The sequence below is a fragment of the Lysobacter soyae genome, assembly GCF_019551435.1.
Taxonomy (GTDB): Bacteria; Pseudomonadota; Gammaproteobacteria; order Xanthomonadales; family Xanthomonadaceae; genus Solilutibacter; species Solilutibacter soyae.
In genome coordinates, this window is record NZ_CP080544.1 from 1,744,982 (window position 1) to 1,762,668 (window position 17,687).

Sequence of the window (17,687 nt, forward strand, 5' to 3'; positions counted from 1 at the left end):
CCGATGCTGATTGCTGAAGGACTGCGCAAGAAATACAAATCCCGCGAGGTTGTCAAAGACTTCGGCTTGAGCTTGAATCCCGGTGAAGTCGTCGGGCTGCTCGGTCCCAACGGCGCCGGCAAAACCACCTGTTTTTACATGATTGTCGGCCTGGTCCAAGCGGATGCGGGTCGCATCGTTTTGGACGGTCAGGACATCACGTCGAAGGCCATGTACACGCGCGCCACGCTCGGTGTCGGCTATTTGCCGCAAGAGCCGTCGGTGTTCCGCCGCCTGTCGGTTCGCGACAACATCAAGCTCGTGCTGGAGTTGCGCAAAGATCTCGACAAGAAAGGCCGCGATCGCGAACTCGAATCGCTATTGGAAGAACTGCAAGTCACGCACGTGGCAGATCAACAAGGCGCCAGCCTGTCCGGCGGTGAACGTCGCCGCGTTGAAATCGCGCGCGCCTTGGCCGCCAAACCGCGGCTGATGTTGCTGGACGAACCCTTCGCCGGTGTGGATCCGATTTCCGTCACCGAAATCCAGCGTATCGTCCGTCACCTCAAAGATCGCGGCATCGGCGTGCTAATCACCGACCACAACGTGCGCGAAACCTTGGGCATCTGCGAAAGGGCGTATATTCTCAACGAGGGGGCCGTCTTGGCGCAGGGTACACCTGACGAATTGCTGGCTGATGCTGATGTTCGCCGTGTCTATCTCGGTGAGGGCTTCAGGCTTTAGGGCAGTGCCGCGCCAACCGGTCTATCGTGCGCCGGAGGACTCTTGAAGCAACAACTGCAAGCGAAACAATCGCAACAACTGGCGTTGACGCCCCAGTTGCGGCAATCCCTGCATTTGCTGCAAATGTCCGCGCTCGAATTGGATGCGGAAATTACCCGTGTTCTGGAAGAGAACCCGCTGCTCGATTGGCTGGAAGATGCTGAAGTCCTGCCTGAAAACGGACACATGCCCGACGCGCCGGATAAGGCAGCCGATGCCGTCGATGCGCCCGCCGAACCACGCGACGAAGCCTTGGACTCGATCTCCGACTGGGCGAGCGACAAGGACATCGCTTGGGAACACAGCGGCGGCCAGGGCAACGGCACGGGCGACGATGATGAAGACGACGACAGCACCCGACGCGGCGAACGCATCGTCGCGCAAGAGACGCTGCACGAACATTTGATCTGGCAATTGCGCATGAGCCAAATGCCGGAACGCGCGCAGGCCATCGGCGCGGCCATCATTGACGGCATCGACGATGACGGCTATTTGCGCGAATCGATGGATGCCATCCGCGCGGTCTTGGCCCCGCAGTACATGGTGGAAGACGCCGAGATCGAGCGGATCTTGCGACAGATCCAGATGTTCGATCCGGTGGGCTCGGGCGCACGCAACTTGTCGGAATGTTTGTCGCGGCAGCTCGACTTGCTTGTCGGCGACCCGGTCTTGATTGCCCATGCGCGCAAACTTTGCGAAGAATGCCTGGAGCGGCTGCCGAAAATCGGCTTGACCGGCATTGCCAAGACGCTGGGCTGTGACGAAGCCACCGCGCAATCGGTACTCGAGTTGCTGCGATCCCTGGACCCGAAACCGGGCAGCGCCATCACGCCATTGGAGGCCGATACCTATGTGGTGCCCGACGCCATCATCTGGCGCGACCAAGGCGTCTGGCGAGCCGCCCTCACCGGCCACTCCGTGCCGCGGGTCGGCATCCACCAAGCCTATGTGCGCATGATTGCGCAGGCCTCGCGCGAAGACGCCGGCTACTTGCGCGAACACCTGCAGGAAGCGCGTTGGATTTTGCGCGGCATCGAAGCGCGCGGCGAAACCTTGTTGAACGTGACGCGCTGTTTGGCGCGAGAACAGTCCGCGTTTTTGGAGTTCGGTGAACTCGCATTGCGTCCACTCACCTTGCGTGCCATCGCGCAAAAGTTGGCGTTGCATGAATCCACCGTATCCCGTGCCATTGCGCGCAAATATGTCCGCACGCCCCGCGGCACGATAGCCATGCGCAGCTTCTTTGCCTCGGGTATTGATTCCGACGCCGGCGAAACCTCGAGCGCCGCGATCCAAACCATGATTCGCGAACTGATCGAGAAGGAAAACCCGCGCAAACCGCTGTCCGATGCGGCGCTGACCAAGCAACTGAACGACAACGGGGTCCCGGTCGCCCGTCGTACGGTGGCCAAATATCGCGAGGCGATCGGCTTGCCTGCGTCTTCGGAACGGGTCCGCTTGGCCTGAACGTTAATTTGAAGAAACACTTACGCTTTCTTCATTCACTTTTACAAAGATTTGGCGCATTCTGGAGTTGCAAACGGTCACAACCACAGGAGGAAAGACAATGCGTATTGATGTCCATGGTCACCAAATCGAAGTTACCGATGCACTCCGCAACTACACCACCGAAAAGATGGAACGCCTTGCGCGGCACTTCGACCATCCGTTGGATGTACGTACTCAACTTTCCATTGACAAGCCGAACCACTGCGCCGAAGGTCACGTCACGGTTTCAGGCAAAGTGCTGCACGCCGATGCCAGCGCACCCACGATGTATGCCGCCATTGACGGGCTCGTCGACAAGCTCGACCGTATTTTGATGAAACACAAAGAAAAGATGGTGGACCACCACCGCGGCGACAGCCTGTCGCGAAGCGATACGATCGCCTGATCTTTCGACCCGGCACGGGTCAACTTGCTATCCTTCAAGGCTCGACACCATGCGAGCCTTGGAGAGCGTGCATGACTTCACCTTTACTGGACTTCGATCGCGTCATTTTGTTGTCCGACGCTGAAGACCGTGAAACCGTTTTGCGGGAAGCCGCCTTCCTGCTTGCTTCGCCCGGACTCGACGGCGAAGCCGTCTACGAAGCACTCCGACTTCGCGAAACCATGGGCAGCACGGCACTCGGTCAAGGCGTCGCCGTACCGCACGGCCGCGTCGACAACCTCGACGCACGGCGCGCCTGCTTTATCAAACTCGACAAACCGGTTGATTTCGGCGGCGAGCAAGCCGATTTGATTTTCGCGTTGCTGGTACCGAAGACGGGGCAGCAAGGCCATTTGCAGTTGCTGGCGAAAATTGCCGAAAAACTGGCGCGCGACGGATTCCGCGATGCCTTGCGCAATGCGAACACCAAGGGTCTGCTCTATGCCGCGCTGACGTCATCACAGGGGTTCGGCGAATGATTCCCGGCGTCTCCTCGCAAGATCTTTTCGATGCATTGCAAGACAGGCTCGATTGGCGCTGGGTGGCCGGAAAAAGCGGCGGTGCACGCCGTGTGGAAGCCATCAACACCAACGCACGTCGACCCTCGCACTGCGGCTATCTCAACATCATTTATCCGAACAAAGTGCAGATTCTCGGTACCGAAGAGCTGCAGTGGTTGGATACACTGGAGTCGCGCGAGCGTTGGCGTGTGATCCAGCGCATCTTCGACACAAGCCCGCTCGGCGTCGGACTCAGCAAAAATCAAAACTGCCCCGAGGATTTGATCGAAGCAGCCAACGAAACCGATACACCGATCTGGATTTCGCCGCGTCGCGGGCACGAACTGCTCAATCACATCCAATATTGGATGGCGCGCCGTCTCGCACCGCGCACCACCTTGCACGGTGTGTTCATGGAGATCTATTCGACCGGCGTGTTGATCACCGGCGAATCAGGTTCGGGCAAAAGTGAACTTGCCTTGGAACTCATCACGCGCGGCCATCGTCTGGTGGCGGATGACGCACCCGAATTCACCCAAATCATGCCGGACGTGCTAGACGGCGCCTGCCCCGAACTCTTGCAGGACATGATTGAAGTGCGTGGCTTGGGCGTGCTCAATGTGCGCAACATGTTTGGTGACACTTCGGTCAAACGCAACAAGTACCTGCGATTGATCATCCATCTCACACGGCCGCATCTCGAGCCGCGCGCCACCGGCATGGAACGCCTCACCGGCGAAGTGGATACCGTGCGCGTGCTCGATCTCGATGTGCCTCGTATTACCCTGCCGGTGATGCCGGGCCGCAATTTGGCGGTGTTGAGTGAAGCGGCGACGCGCCAACATATCTTGCGCACCAAAGGCGCCGATCCGGCAGCCGCGTTCGTGGCACGCCATTCGCATTTTCTGGAGGCCTCGGAATGAGTGCGCCGGCCCTGCGTAAATTGATCATCGTGTCCGGCATGTCGGGCTCCGGCAAAACGGTCGCCTTGCGGACGCTCGAAGATCTCGGTTTCCATTGCGCCGACAATCTGCCCTTGGAAATGCTGCCGCAATGGGTGGAGCATTCCGATGAAGGCGACGAGGAGACGCCGGTCAATCTCGCCGTCAGTCTCGATGTGCGAAGCCGCGGCGATTTGGCACGCACGCCTGAGTTGTTGTCGTCGGTCGGCCGGCTCGGGTTCGACCCCAAACTGGTGTTCTTCGATGCGTCGAACGAATTCCTGTTGACCCGCTATGCCGACACCCGCCGTCGCCATCCTTTGAGCAAGTACGGTTTGGCACTGGCCGATGCGATCACGCTTGAACGACAAGTCTTGAAGCCGTTGTCGGCGTTGGCAGACATCCGCATTGATACCGGCGGCATGAATGTCCACCAGTTGCGCCGTGAAGTCATTACCGCGTTCGCTCTGTCCGATGAACGCACCTTGTCCTTGTTGTTCGAATCCTTCGCCTATCGCCGCGGTATCCCGGGCGACGCCGATTTCGTGTTCGATGCGCGCATGCTGCCCAACCCCCATTGGGACGCCGTCCTGCGTCCTTTGTCGGGTCGCGATGCCGAAGTGCGCCAATATTTTGAAAGCCAACCGGACGTCGGCATTTATCTGGACCAGATTCGCGGCTTCCTCGACACTTGGCTGCCGAAAATGGAGACCGACACCCGCAGCTATGTCACGGTGGCATTCGGTTGCAGCGGCGGCCGGCACCGTTCGGTGTACCTGGCAGAGCAACTGGCACGCCATGCCCGCGAAACCGGCTGGCAGGAAGTGGCCACCTATCATCGGGAGCTCGAATGAGTGTCGGCATTCTGCTGGTGACACATCCGGGGATTGCACCGGCGTTGGTCTCGGCGGCGCGCAAAATCGTCGGCAATTTTCCGCTCAAGGTCGAAACGTTTGAGATGCCGTTCGAGTCCAGCGTCGAAGAGGCCTTGCCCTCGGCCAGCGCCACCTTGCGCAAAGTAGAGAGCGAAGACGGCGTGTTGATCTTGGTGGATTTGTACGGGTCGAGTCCGAGCAACATCGCCGCACAACTGGCACGATTGGGTACGCCCGCACGGCGCGTGGCCGGGCTGAACCTCTCCATGCTGTTGCGTGTCATGAACTATCCGGAAAATAAACTCGATGCGATGCAATCTGTGGCCTCGCTGGGCGGGCGCAACGGCGTGATTCTGGACGAGATTTGAGATGATTGAAAAAGATATCCAGGTCATCAACCAACTCGGGCTGCATGCGCGCGCCAGCGCCAAGCTCGTGCAACTGGTCTCCGGCTATCGCTCGGAAGTGATGATGGCGGCCAAGGGGCGTGACATCAACGCGAAAAGCATTATGGGTGTGTTGATGTTGGCTGCCGGCGTCGGCACCGTGGTGCGTGTTCGTGTGGACGGGCCGGACGAAGTCGCCTGCATGAATGCCATCGAAGACCTGTTCAACCGCTATTTCGACGAGGGCAGCTGATGCGTCGCGCCATCCAAGGAATCCCGGCAGCACGTGGCGTCGCTTTGGGGCGTGCGCGCGTGCGCATGCCGCTGATGTTGGAGGTCGAGCGCGAAACCATCCAGCCCGACGAGGTTGAGGCCGAAGTCGAACGCGTCCATGACGCAATCGAGTTCGTGCGCGCGGAAATGCACGAATTGCGCCAACGTTTGCATGGCGCCTTGGCACACGAGATCGGTGAGTTTCTCGATCTGCACGCCTTGATGTTGGACGATCCGGAATTGCTGCAGGGTCTGGATACGCTGATTAGGACCAAGGGTTACACCGCCGATTACGCGCTTCGCAAACAACGCGATCGCGTCGCCCATGTGTTCTTGAGCATGGACGACCCCTACTTGCGCAGCCGGATCGATGACATCGACCAAGTCATCGGCCGCCTGCATGCCGCGCTGCATCGTCGTGACGCCGATCTACAGGGCGTTGCCGGCGATATCTTGGTGACCGACGCAGTGGCCCCGGCGGAAATCGCCCAATTGCAGGCCCAAGGCGTTCTGGCTGTTGTCACCACGACGGGCAGCTTGCTTTCACATACGGCCATTCTTGCGCGCAGTTTGCATCTCCCACTGATAGTCGGCGCCACCCAAGCCCTCACCAAGATCAACGACGGCGATGTGCTGATCGTCGATGCCCTCGAAGGCTTGGTGATTTGCGAACCCGATCAAACGGATCTGACCGCGCACCGCAAACGCGTCGATGCCTTCAAACGCGAACGCAAGCAGCTCAACCGTCTGCGCCGGGAACCGACACGCACGCGTGACGGCGTGGATATCAAGTTGTGGGCCAATGCGGAATCGCGCGAAGACATCGCCGAAGCGCACGGATTGGGGGCAGCCGGCGTCGGTCTGTATCGCACCGAGTTCCTGTTCCTCGGTACGCACGAAATTCCCGACGAAGAAAAACAGTTCAACGCTTACCGCGATGCAGTGCTCGGCATGACCGGACGCACCGTCACCATCCGCACCCTCGATTTGGGGGCGGACAAATCCGATGACACCGGCCTTGCATTGCGCGACGAACCCAACCCGGCTTTGGGCCTGCGCGGGATTCGCCTGTCCATGTCGCGCGAGAAACTCTTTGAAATCCAACTGCGCGCGATTGCACGCGCTTCGGCCTATGGACCGGTGCGTGTGCTGTTGCCGATGATCACCTCGCGCGAGGAAGTCCTGTATGCCGCGCGTCTGTTTGATCGTGTGCGCAAATCGCTGGCCGAGGAAGGTGTGGCCGTTGCCGAACATATTCCGCTCGGCGCCATGATTGAGATTCCCGCGGCGGCGATCGCCCTGCCCACTTTCGTCTCCAAAATCGATTTTCTGTCGGTCGGTACCAACGATCTTGTCCAATATCTGTTGGCGGCCGATCGCAACAACGAAGCGCTCGGCGATCTTTACACGCCCTTGCATCCGGCCTTCATTCGCATGCTGTCGGACATCGTCCGCACCGCGCGCAAAGCCGGCAAGCCGGTGGCAATTTGCGGCGAAATCGCCGCGGATGAGGCATTCACGCCGTTGTTGCTCGGCTTGGGCATCGAAGAGCTCAGCATGCATCCCGGCAGCTTCTTGCAGATCCGAAAGGCGGTTCGCGAGATCGACCACGCGCAGCTGGTGCAATCGAGTCGGGCCCTTGCGCGCGCGAAAGATCGTGCGTCGATCATGCGCTGGTTGGAAAGTCGAACCGCTTGAGGGTTCCCAGCGGCGACATCTGCTGGGATAATGCGCTGATGAACATGTGATCCCGTCGCGCCGCCGGCTCGACACCCGCCCGCGACGCGCCCGAAGGCACGCTGCATCTCACAGGACCCGTGCCATGGCAGAAGCGCTCCGCCACGACAAGCCTGCACGCCAACTCCGACTGTTGTCGGATGCGTTGGATAGCGGCCGTCTGGGCCCGGTCCGGCGCTTGGTGCATTCGCTCTCACCGGCGGAAATCGGCAACCTGCTCGAATCACTGCCGCCCAACAAACGCAGCGTGGTGTGGGGCCTCGTCGATCCGGAAGATGACGGTGAAGTGTTGGTGCACGTCGGTGACGAGGTGCGTGAAAGCCTGATCGCCGACATGGACCAAGACGAGCTCATCGCGGCCGTCGAAGACCTCGACATCGACGATTTGGCCGATCTGGCCGAAGACCTTCCGGACACCGTCATCGACGAAGTCTTGAAGTCGATGGATCGCGAAAACCGCGAGCGCCTCGAACAAGTCCTTTCGTACGAAGAAGACACCGCCGGTCGTTTGATGAACCCGGACGTGGTGACCGTGCGTACCGACACCACCGTGGATGTCGTGCTGCGCTATTTGCGTCTGCGCGGTGAATTGCCGGATCACACCGATCACATTTATGTCGTCAGCCGCCGCCACCAATACCTCGGCCGGATTTCGCTGCAGAGCTTGCTCACCCACGAGTCGAGCACGCCGATCAATGAACTGATCGATGACGAACAACCGGCTATCACGGTGGAAGAAACGGCGGAAGAAGTCGCCCGTCAATTCTCCGACCATGACTGGATCTCGGCGCCCGTCGTGGATGACGGCAACATCCTGCTCGGCCGGATCACCATCGATGACGTGGTGGACATCATCCGCGACCAGGCGCAACACCAAGCCCTGTCTGCCGCGGGTTTGGATGATGAGGAAGATTTGTTCTCGCCGGTCCGTCGTGCCTTCCGCCGTCGCTTGGTGTGGCTGGGCGTGAATCTCGGCACGGCATTCCTTGCCGCGTCGGTCGTCGACCGTTTCCAGGGCACCATCGAAAAAATTGTCGCCTTGGCCGTGCTGATGCCGATCGTCGCCGGCATGGGCGGCAACGCAGGCACGCAGGTGTTGGCGCTGATGGTGCGCGGCCTCGCGCTCGGTCAGATCGGCGCCACCAACATTCCCGTGTTGGTATGGAAGGAATTGCGGATCGCATGGATCATCGGTTTGGCGCTCGGCGCCTCACTCGGCTTGATCGTGTTGTTATGGTTCCATGACTGGCGCCTGTCATTGGTGATCGGCTCGGCGCTGACCATCAACCTGACTTTTGCCGCGTTAGGCGGGGTTTTCGTCCCGGTGACCTTGAAACGCTTCGGTTTCGATCCGGCCTTGTCCGGCGGTGTAATCCTCACCACCATCACCGACGTGATGGGCTTTCTCACCTTCCTGGGCTTGGCCACACTGTTGCTGCTCTGATGGCAAAGTCCGGCGTGATTGCAATCATCGGGGGCGGCCCGGCGGGGCTCATGGCCGCCGAATGCGCACGCGCCCAAGGTGCGGAAGTTCATCTCTTCGATCACAAGGGCTCGGTGGGACGAAAGGTGCTGATCGCCGGCAAAGGTGGCCTCAATCTGACCCATTCGGAACCGCGGCCCGCCTTTGATCTTCGTTACCGCGAACGCGCCACAGAAGTCGGTCGTTGGCTGGATAGCTTTGACGGCGACGCCTTCCGCGCATGGGTGCACGACTTCGGCATCGAAACCATGGTCGGAAGCAGTGGCCGGGTGTTTCCCGAAGATCTCAAAGCCGCACCCCTGTTGCGCGGCTGGGTCAAACGTCTCAAGGCACAGGGCGTTCACTTCCACGTCGACACACGTTGGCAAGGCTTCGACGAGACCGGTGCGTGCAAATTCGCCACAAGCGCGGACACGTTCACCCAATCCTTTGATGCCGTGGTCCTCGCACTCGGTGGCGGCAGCTGGCCGCAACTGGGTTCGGACGGCCAATGGCCACAACTTTTGGAAGCGAAGAACGTCCGCGTTCGCCCCTTATTGCCCGCGAACTGCGGTTTCGAGACGCGGTGGAGCGAATACTTCAAATCCCGTTTCGCCGGCCAAGCATTGAAACGTGTGCGCGCCAGTCGATTCGATGATTCGGATTTGGAAGCGACACGCATCGGCGAATGCGTGATCACCGAATATGGTTTGGAAGGCAGTCTGCTCTACGCCCTATCGGCACCGCTACGCGACCGGATTCTGGCACGGGGTGAGGCGATGCTTGAATTGGATCTGCAACCCGACGTCGAGCGCGCGACCTTGGTGCATCGGCTTTCCCAGCCGCGCGGCGGCCGTTCATTGGGTGAGCACTTGCGTCGAAAAGGTGGTTTGAATCCGGTGCAGGTCGGCTTGGTATTTGAACAATTGGGCAAGGGCGACCACGGCGCGGATGCCTGCGCGAATGCAATCAAGTCTTGCAGAATCAGACTGCGTGCACCCCGGCCCATTGAAGAAGCCATCAGCAGTGCCGGCGGCGTCTGTTTCGATAGCTTGGATGGCAACTTGATGCTGACCGCACTGCCTGGCGTGTTTTGTGCCGGCGAGATGATTGACTGGGAAGCGCCTACCGGTGGCTATTTGTTGACCGCCTGCATGGCCTCCGGGAAGGTTGCCGGCGAAGCGGCGGCGAAATGGATCAAAGGCGCCGCCTGATCAATGGCGGGCGCGCGCCGCACGTTGCGGAAAGAAAATGATGCAAGCCGCAATGAACACCAACAGCACTGCCGAGGCGGAGTAGCGACTCAGCGCCAACCCACCTTTGACCACCGGTTTGTCCAAGAAATCGCCGAGCACGGCGCCGAGCGGACGCGTGAGGATGAACGCCGCCCAGAACAATGCGGTCGGCGACACTTTCCGACTGAAATACAAACCCGCCACCACCAATAGCAAGCCACCGAAAATCAGCATGCCGCCGGTGTAGCCCAAACCCGCGGTGTCGGCGACCCAATCGCCCAGTGCCGTACCCAGGGTTTGCGAGCAGGTGATGGTCAGCCAATAGAAGGCTTCCGATTTCGCATCACCAACGCTGTCCACCGCGACCGTTCCTGTGGCTTTTTTCCAAGCAAACAAGGACGCAAAGACCAACAGCAACAGCATGGCCGAACCGCCCGAATACCCGACACCCATCGCGCGTGTGACAAAGTCCGCCAACGTGGTTCCGATCGTGGTGCTTGCGATGATGGCAAACCAATACACCCAAGGGTTGAAGGTGCTGCGCCGAATTTGCAGGGCAACGGCGGCGAGAAAGACCACAGCGAAAATCGCCGTACCGATCAGATACCCCATACCGTTGGCACCCGGTGAGGTTTCGCCAAGCCAAGACATGGTCACTGCATCGCCGCCGGTCTCGCCCAGAGTCGTGGCCGCAATCTTGATTAACCAGAACACCAAGGTGACTTCCGGGACTTTTGCCAAAGTACGGCGGACGAGGGTGGTATTCACTTCAACACCTTCGCATTGCGGAAAGTCTTGCCGACTTGCGCATCGGCACCTTTCCAACGCATCGATCCGTCGGCAAAAGCCGCCGCTGCGGTCTGGTAGTAGCTGATGGCCTGCAGCGTGGTTTTGGGATCTTCCGCGATCGCCGGTTGCGATTGGTCACCTCCGAAAGAGGGACGCAAGTTCTCCACTTTGCGATGCGGCGCAAGTTGCACCAAACGGCCGGGCTGCAAGTATCCCAACAACTGATAGGTGCCGACAAACGCACGCGCGGTTCCCACCGGTGGCTGGAAGACATCCACGCCATAAAAGCGGCTGTCATAGTCCATCCCGAGCAAACCGAGAATCGTCGGCGGGATGTCGATTTGGCTCACCATGCGGTCGAACCGTCCCGGTGCGACATTGCCGGGGGCATAGATCCACATCGGGATGTGGTAGCGGAACACCGGCAGTGCCGCTTTCCCTGCACTCGATGCGCAGTGATCTGCCGTAATCACAAAGACGGTGTTGGCAAACCAGGGCTTGCTGCGCGCACGGCCGATGAAATCCCCGATCGCCCAATCGGTGTATGACACCGCGCTCTCACGCTTGCCTTGCGGCCACGGTCCGCGCCCTGCCGGAAAGGTATACGGCCGGTGATTGGAGGTCGTCATCAGATGGGCAAAGAACGGACGACCGGCTTTGGCATCCGCATCGAAGCGCTTCAGAGCCAAGGTATACAGATCTTCGTCGGCAACGCCCCAGATGTTTTCGTGATGAATCTGGTCGTTCGGAATTTCCGTACGATCGTGCACGTCATAACCGTTGTTGGCAAAAAAATAGTTCATGTTGTCGAAAGCGCCGTAGCCGCCGTACAAGAACTGCGCGTCGTAGCCTTTCGAACGGAACACTTGACCGAGGCTGAAGAGTCCTTCGTTGTGATCACGTTTGACGATGGACTCCCCGGGCGTCGGTGGCACCGACAACGACAAGGCTTCAAGCCCGCGCACCGTGCGCGTTCCTGATGCCCAAAGATTCGAGAACATCAAACTATCCGGGGTCAGCGAATCCAAAAACGGGGTGAGCGAGGCTTTTCGTCCGTAGGCACCGGAGAAATCCGCCGACAGACTTTCAACGCTGATCAGCACCACGTTCAGTCGCTTTTCCGGCTTGGCATTGCTGATGTGCCGTTCGATCCCGGTGGGCGAAAGAAAGGTCGCGTCCGACGTCGCGACTTGCCGTCTGACTTGTTGCCAGGCGTCGGCGATCGGCACGGTGCGGTAGTAACGGCCGTAGTCCAAGGAGGCATTGCGATAGGCCGAGAAGAATTGATAGATGCCATTGCCGGCCAATTCATTGACATAGGCATTGCCGTTGCGATCCTTCATATCGCCGTTGACCAACCAAGTGGCCAACACGCTCACGACCAACCACGCCGCTACGACGGCGGTGCGACCCAAGAATCCCGGACCGTCTGCGCTGATGGCGCGAAGTTTGCGGGTGAAGTGGAAAACCGCCGCAGCGACGACGGCCAGTGCGAGCAAGATCTTGCCCACCGGGTAAGACTGCCGGATGTTGCCGATGACCTCGGTCGTGTAGACCAAATAGTCCACCGCGATGAAGTTGAATCGCGCTTGGAACTCTTCCCAAAACGTCCATTCGGAAACGGCAACAAACAACAAGGCGGCGAGCAAGAGAAAACACAGGGTGCCGACCAGTGCGCGCGCCCAGCGTTTGCCCATCCAACGACGCGGCATCAACCACAACAGCAAGACCAGTGGCCATGCGAAGTACACCATGGCGATCAAGTCGTAAAAAAGTCCCACGCCGAACACGTACGCCCAGGCGCCGACCGAGGTGCCGACACCCGAACCCGTCGCCCACAGCAAGACCGCGCGTGTCAGGAACGAGACGAGCAAGAAGCAAGCACAAAGCCAGACCAAGGGCCGGAAGTGGTAAAAGCCGGAAGTTTTGAGATCGGACATCGGATTGACGCATCATTGGAAACAAGGTCATCCTAGAAACGGCTACGTAAGGCGATCTCAGCCCAATCTCAGTCATTCGTTAATTGCCGCCGGCCGTATCGGGAGGCCGCTTTGCCCCGCAGGATTCTCATGTCCCAACCGGTCTTCCAAACTGCCGCCATCCGTGTGCTGATCATCGAAGATCAGCACGACATCGCCGCCAACATTTGGGACTTTTTGGAAAACCGGGGCTATCAGGTCGATCACTGTGCGGATGGGAGCACGGGGCTTGCCCGCGCGCTGGACACCACCTTCGACGTCATTGTGTTGGATATCGGCCTGCCGCGCATGGACGGTCTCGAACTGTGCCGCCGTTTGCGCGAGGCTGGCAAAGGTGTGCCGGTGATCATGTTGACCGCACGCGACACGTTGAATGACAAGTTGCTCGGCTACGGCGAAGGCGCGGACGACTACCTGGTGAAGCCCTTCGAAATGCGCGAACTCGAGGCACGCATCCGTGCGGTGTTGCGTGGTAAAACGCACACCGCGCTCGTCAACGGCGGGCTGTCATACGACCCCAAGACCATGGTCGCGAGCCGCGACGGTCAACGCATTGCGCTGACGCGGCTTCAAGGTGCGATATTGGGCATTCTGTTGATCGAATCACCACGCATCGTGACTTACGCGCAAATACTCGACGCCGCTTGGCAGGCAGGCGATGGCGACCTGCCCGCCTTGCAAACGCAAATCTACGAGTTGCGTTTGCTGATCGACAAACCTTTTGAAACACCGCTGATCCATACGGTCCGCGGTATCGGCTATCGCTTGGAGCACATTGCATGATGTCGACATTGCCTCTGCGCCGGCGGGTCGCCCTCGCCTTCATGGCACTGGGTTTCATCTTGAGCACGCTCTTCGCGGCGGCCGCCATTTTCATCACCGAAGATTACGAGCACGTCATCGCCAGCGAAATCCTGCACGGGCAAGCCGATGATTACGCGCTGCGCACCGCCAATCATTTGCCGGCAACGCTGCCGCAAACGCAACGGCTGAGCGGCTATCGAATGGATGATCCGGCCCTGCCGCGGCAACGCGCCACACTGAAGCCCGGCGTGCACGAGGATCCGGACAATGATGGCGTGCACATTGGTGTCTTCGACACCGCCGTCGGTCGTTTGATGTTTGAAATCGATCTCAGTGACATCGAGCGGCTCGAACAGCATCTGAATATGTTCTTGGCGGCTCTCATCATTCTTGGTACCGCCGTAGCCACCTGGCTCGGTTGGCTGCTCGCCGGCAGCGCGTTGAAACCGCTGCGAACGTTGGCCGCGCATGTGGATGCCCTGGCGGTCACGCCTGCACCCTCTCATCTTGCCGACAACACCGCGAACGATGAAGTCGGTCAATTGGCGCGCGCCATCGACGGCTATCAAGCACGAATGGTGGAAGCCGATGCGCGCGAACAGACCTTCTTTGCCGACGCGAGCCATGAACTTCGCTCTCCGCTATCGGTCATTCAAGGTGTCGTCGATGTCATGCGCGACACTCCGTCGGCTACTCCGGCAGCCCAAGCACGCGTGCAACGGCTTGAACGCGGTGTGCGCGACATGCGCCATTTGTTGGAAGCAATGTTGTCTTCGGCCAGGCGCGCAACGCCGGTGACCGAAGCGATTCCTGCCGAAGCCTTTCTGCGCAGTGCCGGCGAAGAAGCCTTGGCGGGCAAAGAAGACATCCGCCTTCAGGTCAACGCGTCCGGTGATCTGATGGCCGCCGCACAAGAGGCGCGGCTGCTCATTCTCGGGCTGGCACAAAAGTTGGTGCAAGCGCACGTGTCCGGGCAATTGACGCTGACACTGGCGCCCGACCAACTGGATATGGCATTCGATGATGGCTCAGGCGCGCCTTTGGAAGCAGCGCAGTCTGCGCGCGCCGATACCGGTACCGGTTCCGCGTTGATGGATCGCTTGGCCGTCCGCCAAGGCTGGCAGGTAGCATTTAGCGATGCCACCCATATACGCGTGCAGTTGAAATAATTCGGGGATTGAAGCGGGAAATGGTGGGTCGTGATGGATTCGAACCATCGACCAGCGGATTAAAAGTCCGATGCTCTACCGACTGAGCTAACGACCCATGCGCTTCGCGTGAGCCGCAAATTGTAGCATTCAGATCGCGTAGTGGGTAGGGTCCGGAATGCCGGCGGCGGCAAATCCCTCCGCCCGCAATTTGCAGGCGTCGCAATGACCACAGGCCCGACCTTGTGCATCGGCCTTGTAGCAGCTCACCGTTTGTGAAAAATCCACACCCAGTCGCACGCCTTCGCGGGCAATGTCGGCCTTGGACAGGGTCATCAGCGGCGCATGAATTTTGAATCGGGTGCCTTCAACGCCCGCCTTGGTAGCGACATTGGCCAGTGCTTCAAAGGCGGCGATGAATTCCGGGCGGCAATCCGGATAGCCCGAATAGTCGACCGCGTTGACGCCGCAAAAGATGTCACGCGCACCCAACACCTCTGCCCAGCCGAGCGCGGCGCTCAGCATCAGGGTGTTACGTGCCGGCACGTAGGTGCTCGGAATCGATTCGCCGATCACGTGTCCGTCGTCGTCCGTCGGCACCTCGATATCGGCCGTCAATGACGAGCCGCCGATGCTACGCAAATCAATGCCGACCACTTTGTGTTCGATCGCACCCAAGCCATTGGCCACGCGGCGCGCGGCATCCAGCTCGGAGACATGGCGCTGACCGTATTGAACGCTCAATGCCGCGCAGTCGAAGCCTTGGGCATTGGCCATCGCCAACACCACGGCGGAATCCATGCCACCTGAAACCAACACCACTGCCTTGGGTTTGTTGCTCATCGGCCTTGCGCCTCGCCCCAGAGTGCTTTGTGCAATTGCATTTGGAATTTCACCGGCAAGCGCGCATCGATAATCCATTGCGCAAGATCCGCCGGAGCGATTTGTGCGTAGCTCGGCGAGAACAACACATCACATTTTTCAGCAAGATTCTGCGTTCGCACGATATCTGCCGCCCAATCGAAATCTTCACGGCTGCAAATCACGAATTTGACTTGGTCGTTCGGCGTCAACAAGGCCATGTTCGACCACAGGTTGCGTTCCACCTCACCGGAACCCGGTGTTTTGATATCGACGATGCGCGATACGCGCGTATCGACGTCGGCGATGTCGATGGCACCCGAGGTTTCGAGCGAGACCACGTAACCTGCGTCGCACAACTTCCCGAGCAATTGCACGCAGCGTTTTTGCGCCAAGGGCTCGCCGCCGGTCACACAGACATGCCGCACGCCGTGGCCACGCACGGTCGCCAAAATGTCGTCGATCTCTTGCCACTCGCCACCATGGAAGGCATAGGCGGTGTCGCAGTAGGTACAACGCAGCGGGCAGCCGGTGAGCCGCACGAAAACCGTGGGCCAGCCGGCATCGCGTGCCTCGCCTTGCAAGGAGAGAAAAATTTCGGTGATGCGCAGCCGCGTGGGCGATACGGCGACGGGCTCGAGGACAGCGTTCATCCCGCCATTTTACCTTGCCGGCGACGCCGGTTATTTGCTGTTGAGCTTGGCCTGCGCCTGTTTCGCCGCGTCACTGCCTGCGTATTTCTGCACCACTTGCTTCCAGGTGGCCTTGGCCTGCGTCATCTGCTTCATTTCGGCCTGGCTCATACCGAGCTTGAGCAAGGCCCCGCCGGCCTTGTTATGCGTGGGGTGTGCGGCCGCCATGGCCTTGAATTGCTCGGCGGCCAAGGGGTAGTTGCCGGTTGCGTAATAGCTCTCGCCCAACCAGTACTGGGCGTTGGGGGCCAGATCTGATTTCGGATACGCCCCAAGAAATGCCCGGAAACCCCGCGCGGACGCCACGTATTGGCCGGCCTTCAACATCTTCATGCTGGCGTCGTAATCCGCCTTGTCGTTGCCGGTGGTGGCCGCCACCGGCTCGGGGGCAGCCTCGACGACGGGCGACTGGGTTTCTTTGGTCCGTTCCTTGACCGCTTCCTTGGTAGCAGGCTCGACCGGGTTTTCGGCCGGTGTACCGCCTTCCAATCGGGTGATACGACCGTCCAAATCCAGATATTGGTTGCGTGAACTTTCGCGCGCTTGGGCGTCGGCATTGCGCAGCTCTTCGATCTCGCCGCGCAACTGCCGGACCTCTTCACGCAGCACGTTCACCTGCTGCACCAATTCCAACCGGGCCGGATCTTCTGCCTGCTTCTGCTCGATCGCAGCAACGCGCTCCGCCAAGCTTTGCCGTTGGGCAAAGACCGGCGTTGCCAGCACCAACATGCCGAGAAACATCAAGGAACGCATGGCAAAGCTCCGATCAATCACGGCGTGACGTAGTTGATTTCCACGCGACGGTTCTTCGACCAGCAGGACTCATCCGGCGTGCGGCAGGTCGGTGCTTCTTCGCCGTAGCTGGTGAATTCGATTTGGCCGCTGGACGCACCCATCGCGCTCATCGCTTGGCGAACGCTTTTGGCACGACGCTCACCCAAGGCCAAGTTGTATTCGTTGCTACCGCGTTCGTCGGTATGTCCGTCGAGTTTCAAACGTGCGGTCGGGCGATCGCTCAGATATTTCGCATGGCAACCGATGGCGGATTGGAATTCCGGCTTGGTGATGTCCGAATCCAAATCGAAGTAGACGACGCGATTGCGCAAGCAGGTGTCGCGATCCAGATCGGCCGGCGTGTAGGCGCCGAGCGGTGCGGTCGAGCCGGTATTGCCTTGTTGGTTGTTCGCATTGGCGTTGTCGTCAACCACCACCGGGCCTTCCGCCGGCTTGGTTTTCTTGCCGGAACAAGCGGTCGCGGCGAGACAGGCGGCGATGATCAAAACGGGATAAATCTTGGAAGTCATGTGCGG

At 59.7% G+C, this 17,687-nt stretch carries 19 protein-coding genes and 1 tRNA gene; 13 read left to right on the plus strand and 7 right to left on the minus strand.

The features are described 5' to 3' along the window. Positions 1–3 precede the first annotated feature (3 nt). From lptB to H8L67_RS08500, 11 genes are all read left to right on the plus strand, one after another. On the plus strand, positions 4–723 hold the full coding sequence (gene lptB, locus H8L67_RS08450) for an LPS export ABC transporter ATP-binding protein (protein WP_220379395.1): 720 nt from the start codon (positions 4–6) through the stop codon (positions 721–723). Positions 724–765: 42 nt separating this feature from the next. Beyond that, entirely contained in the window at positions 766–2,229 is a 1,464-nt protein-coding gene (locus H8L67_RS08455) for an RNA polymerase factor sigma-54 (RefSeq protein ID WP_220379396.1), read from the plus strand. Positions 2,230–2,329: 100 nt separating this feature from the next. Further along, positions 2,330–2,656 (plus strand): ribosome hibernation-promoting factor, HPF/YfiA family, encoded by a 327-nt coding sequence (gene hpf, locus H8L67_RS08460; protein WP_220379397.1) that lies wholly within the window; start codon positions 2,330–2,332, stop codon positions 2,654–2,656. Positions 2,657–2,727: 71 nt separating this feature from the next. Then, complete coding sequence (locus tag H8L67_RS08465) at positions 2,728–3,174, plus strand: PTS sugar transporter subunit IIA (protein WP_220379398.1); 447 nt, start codon at positions 2,728–2,730, stop codon at positions 3,172–3,174. After that, entirely contained in the window at positions 3,171–4,118 is a 948-nt protein-coding gene (hprK, locus tag H8L67_RS08470; RefSeq protein ID WP_220379399.1) for an HPr(Ser) kinase/phosphatase, read from the plus strand. The genes H8L67_RS08465 and hprK overlap by 4 nt, the downstream gene beginning before the upstream one ends. Then, a complete protein-coding gene (rapZ, locus tag H8L67_RS08475) occupies positions 4,115–4,990 on the plus strand; it encodes an RNase adapter RapZ (RefSeq protein ID WP_220379400.1) in 876 nt (291 codons plus the stop codon). The genes hprK and rapZ overlap by 4 nt, the downstream gene beginning before the upstream one ends. Next, on the plus strand, positions 4,987–5,379 hold the full coding sequence (locus H8L67_RS08480; protein WP_220379401.1) for a PTS sugar transporter subunit IIA: 393 nt from the start codon (positions 4,987–4,989) through the stop codon (positions 5,377–5,379). The genes rapZ and H8L67_RS08480 overlap by 4 nt, the downstream gene beginning before the upstream one ends. Before the next feature lies 1 nt (position 5,380). Beyond that, positions 5,381–5,650, plus strand: coding sequence for an HPr family phosphocarrier protein (locus H8L67_RS08485; RefSeq protein ID WP_220379402.1), 270 nt, complete (start codon positions 5,381–5,383; stop codon positions 5,648–5,650). Further along, on the plus strand, positions 5,650–7,368 hold the full coding sequence (ptsP, locus tag H8L67_RS08490; RefSeq protein ID WP_220379403.1) for a phosphoenolpyruvate--protein phosphotransferase: 1,719 nt from the start codon (positions 5,650–5,652) through the stop codon (positions 7,366–7,368). Before H8L67_RS08485 ends, ptsP begins: the two co-directional genes overlap by 1 nt. A 124-nt stretch (positions 7,369–7,492) precedes the next feature. Beyond that, on the plus strand, positions 7,493–8,851 hold the full coding sequence (mgtE, locus tag H8L67_RS08495; RefSeq protein WP_220379404.1) for a magnesium transporter: 1,359 nt from the start codon (positions 7,493–7,495) through the stop codon (positions 8,849–8,851). Beyond that, positions 8,851–10,083: a TIGR03862 family flavoprotein gene (locus H8L67_RS08500; RefSeq protein ID WP_220379405.1), complete on the plus strand. Its 1,233-nt coding sequence runs from the start codon at positions 8,851–8,853 to the stop codon at positions 10,081–10,083. The genes mgtE and H8L67_RS08500 overlap by 1 nt, the downstream gene beginning before the upstream one ends. Here the strand turns inward: H8L67_RS08500 and H8L67_RS08505 are convergent, their stop codons facing one another. Both H8L67_RS08505 and H8L67_RS08510 read right to left on the minus strand, forming a co-directional pair. After that, positions 10,084–10,872 carry a COG4705 family protein gene (locus tag H8L67_RS08505; protein WP_255555948.1) on the minus strand — a complete coding sequence of 263 codons (789 nt, stop codon included), beginning with the start codon at positions 10,870–10,872 and terminating at the stop codon, positions 10,084–10,086. Beyond that, the gene (locus H8L67_RS08510) at positions 10,869–12,833 is read right to left on the minus strand and encodes an LTA synthase family protein (RefSeq protein WP_220379406.1); all 1,965 of its coding nucleotides are present in this window, start codon (positions 12,831–12,833) and stop codon (positions 10,869–10,871) included. Before H8L67_RS08510 ends, H8L67_RS08505 begins: the two co-directional genes overlap by 4 nt. A gap of 129 nt (positions 12,834–12,962) precedes the next feature. On the opposite strand from H8L67_RS08510, the gene H8L67_RS08515 reads away from it, so the two are divergent. Continuing rightward, complete coding sequence (locus H8L67_RS08515) at positions 12,963–13,655, plus strand: response regulator transcription factor (protein ID WP_220379407.1); 693 nt, start codon at positions 12,963–12,965, stop codon at positions 13,653–13,655. Then, the gene (locus tag H8L67_RS08520) at positions 13,652–14,845 is read left to right on the plus strand and encodes a sensor histidine kinase (protein ID WP_220379408.1); all 1,194 of its coding nucleotides are present in this window, start codon (positions 13,652–13,654) and stop codon (positions 14,843–14,845) included. Before H8L67_RS08515 ends, H8L67_RS08520 begins: the two co-directional genes overlap by 4 nt. Positions 14,846–14,866: 21 nt before the next feature. On the opposite strand, the gene H8L67_RS08525 is transcribed toward H8L67_RS08520, so the two are convergent. From H8L67_RS08525 to pal, 5 genes are all read right to left on the minus strand, one after another. Continuing rightward, positions 14,867–14,942, minus strand: a tRNA-Lys gene (locus tag H8L67_RS08525). Positions 14,943–14,974: 32 nt separating this feature from the next. Then, positions 14,975–15,667, minus strand: a complete 693-nt coding sequence (queC, locus tag H8L67_RS08530) for a 7-cyano-7-deazaguanine synthase QueC (RefSeq protein ID WP_220379409.1) — start codon at positions 15,665–15,667, stop codon at positions 14,975–14,977. Beyond that, the gene (queE, locus tag H8L67_RS08535) at positions 15,664–16,338 is read right to left on the minus strand and encodes a 7-carboxy-7-deazaguanine synthase QueE (RefSeq protein ID WP_220379410.1); all 675 of its coding nucleotides are present in this window, start codon (positions 16,336–16,338) and stop codon (positions 15,664–15,666) included. The genes queC and queE overlap by 4 nt, the downstream gene beginning before the upstream one ends. Positions 16,339–16,368: 30 nt before the next feature. Continuing rightward, on the minus strand, positions 16,369–17,130 hold the full coding sequence (ybgF, locus tag H8L67_RS08540) for a tol-pal system protein YbgF (protein ID WP_220379411.1): 762 nt from the start codon (positions 17,128–17,130) through the stop codon (positions 16,369–16,371). Between the two features lie 17 nt (positions 17,131–17,147). After that, positions 17,148–17,681, minus strand: coding sequence for a peptidoglycan-associated lipoprotein Pal (gene pal, locus H8L67_RS08545; RefSeq protein ID WP_220379412.1), 534 nt, complete (start codon positions 17,679–17,681; stop codon positions 17,148–17,150). Between the last annotated feature and the right edge of the window lie 6 nt (positions 17,682–17,687).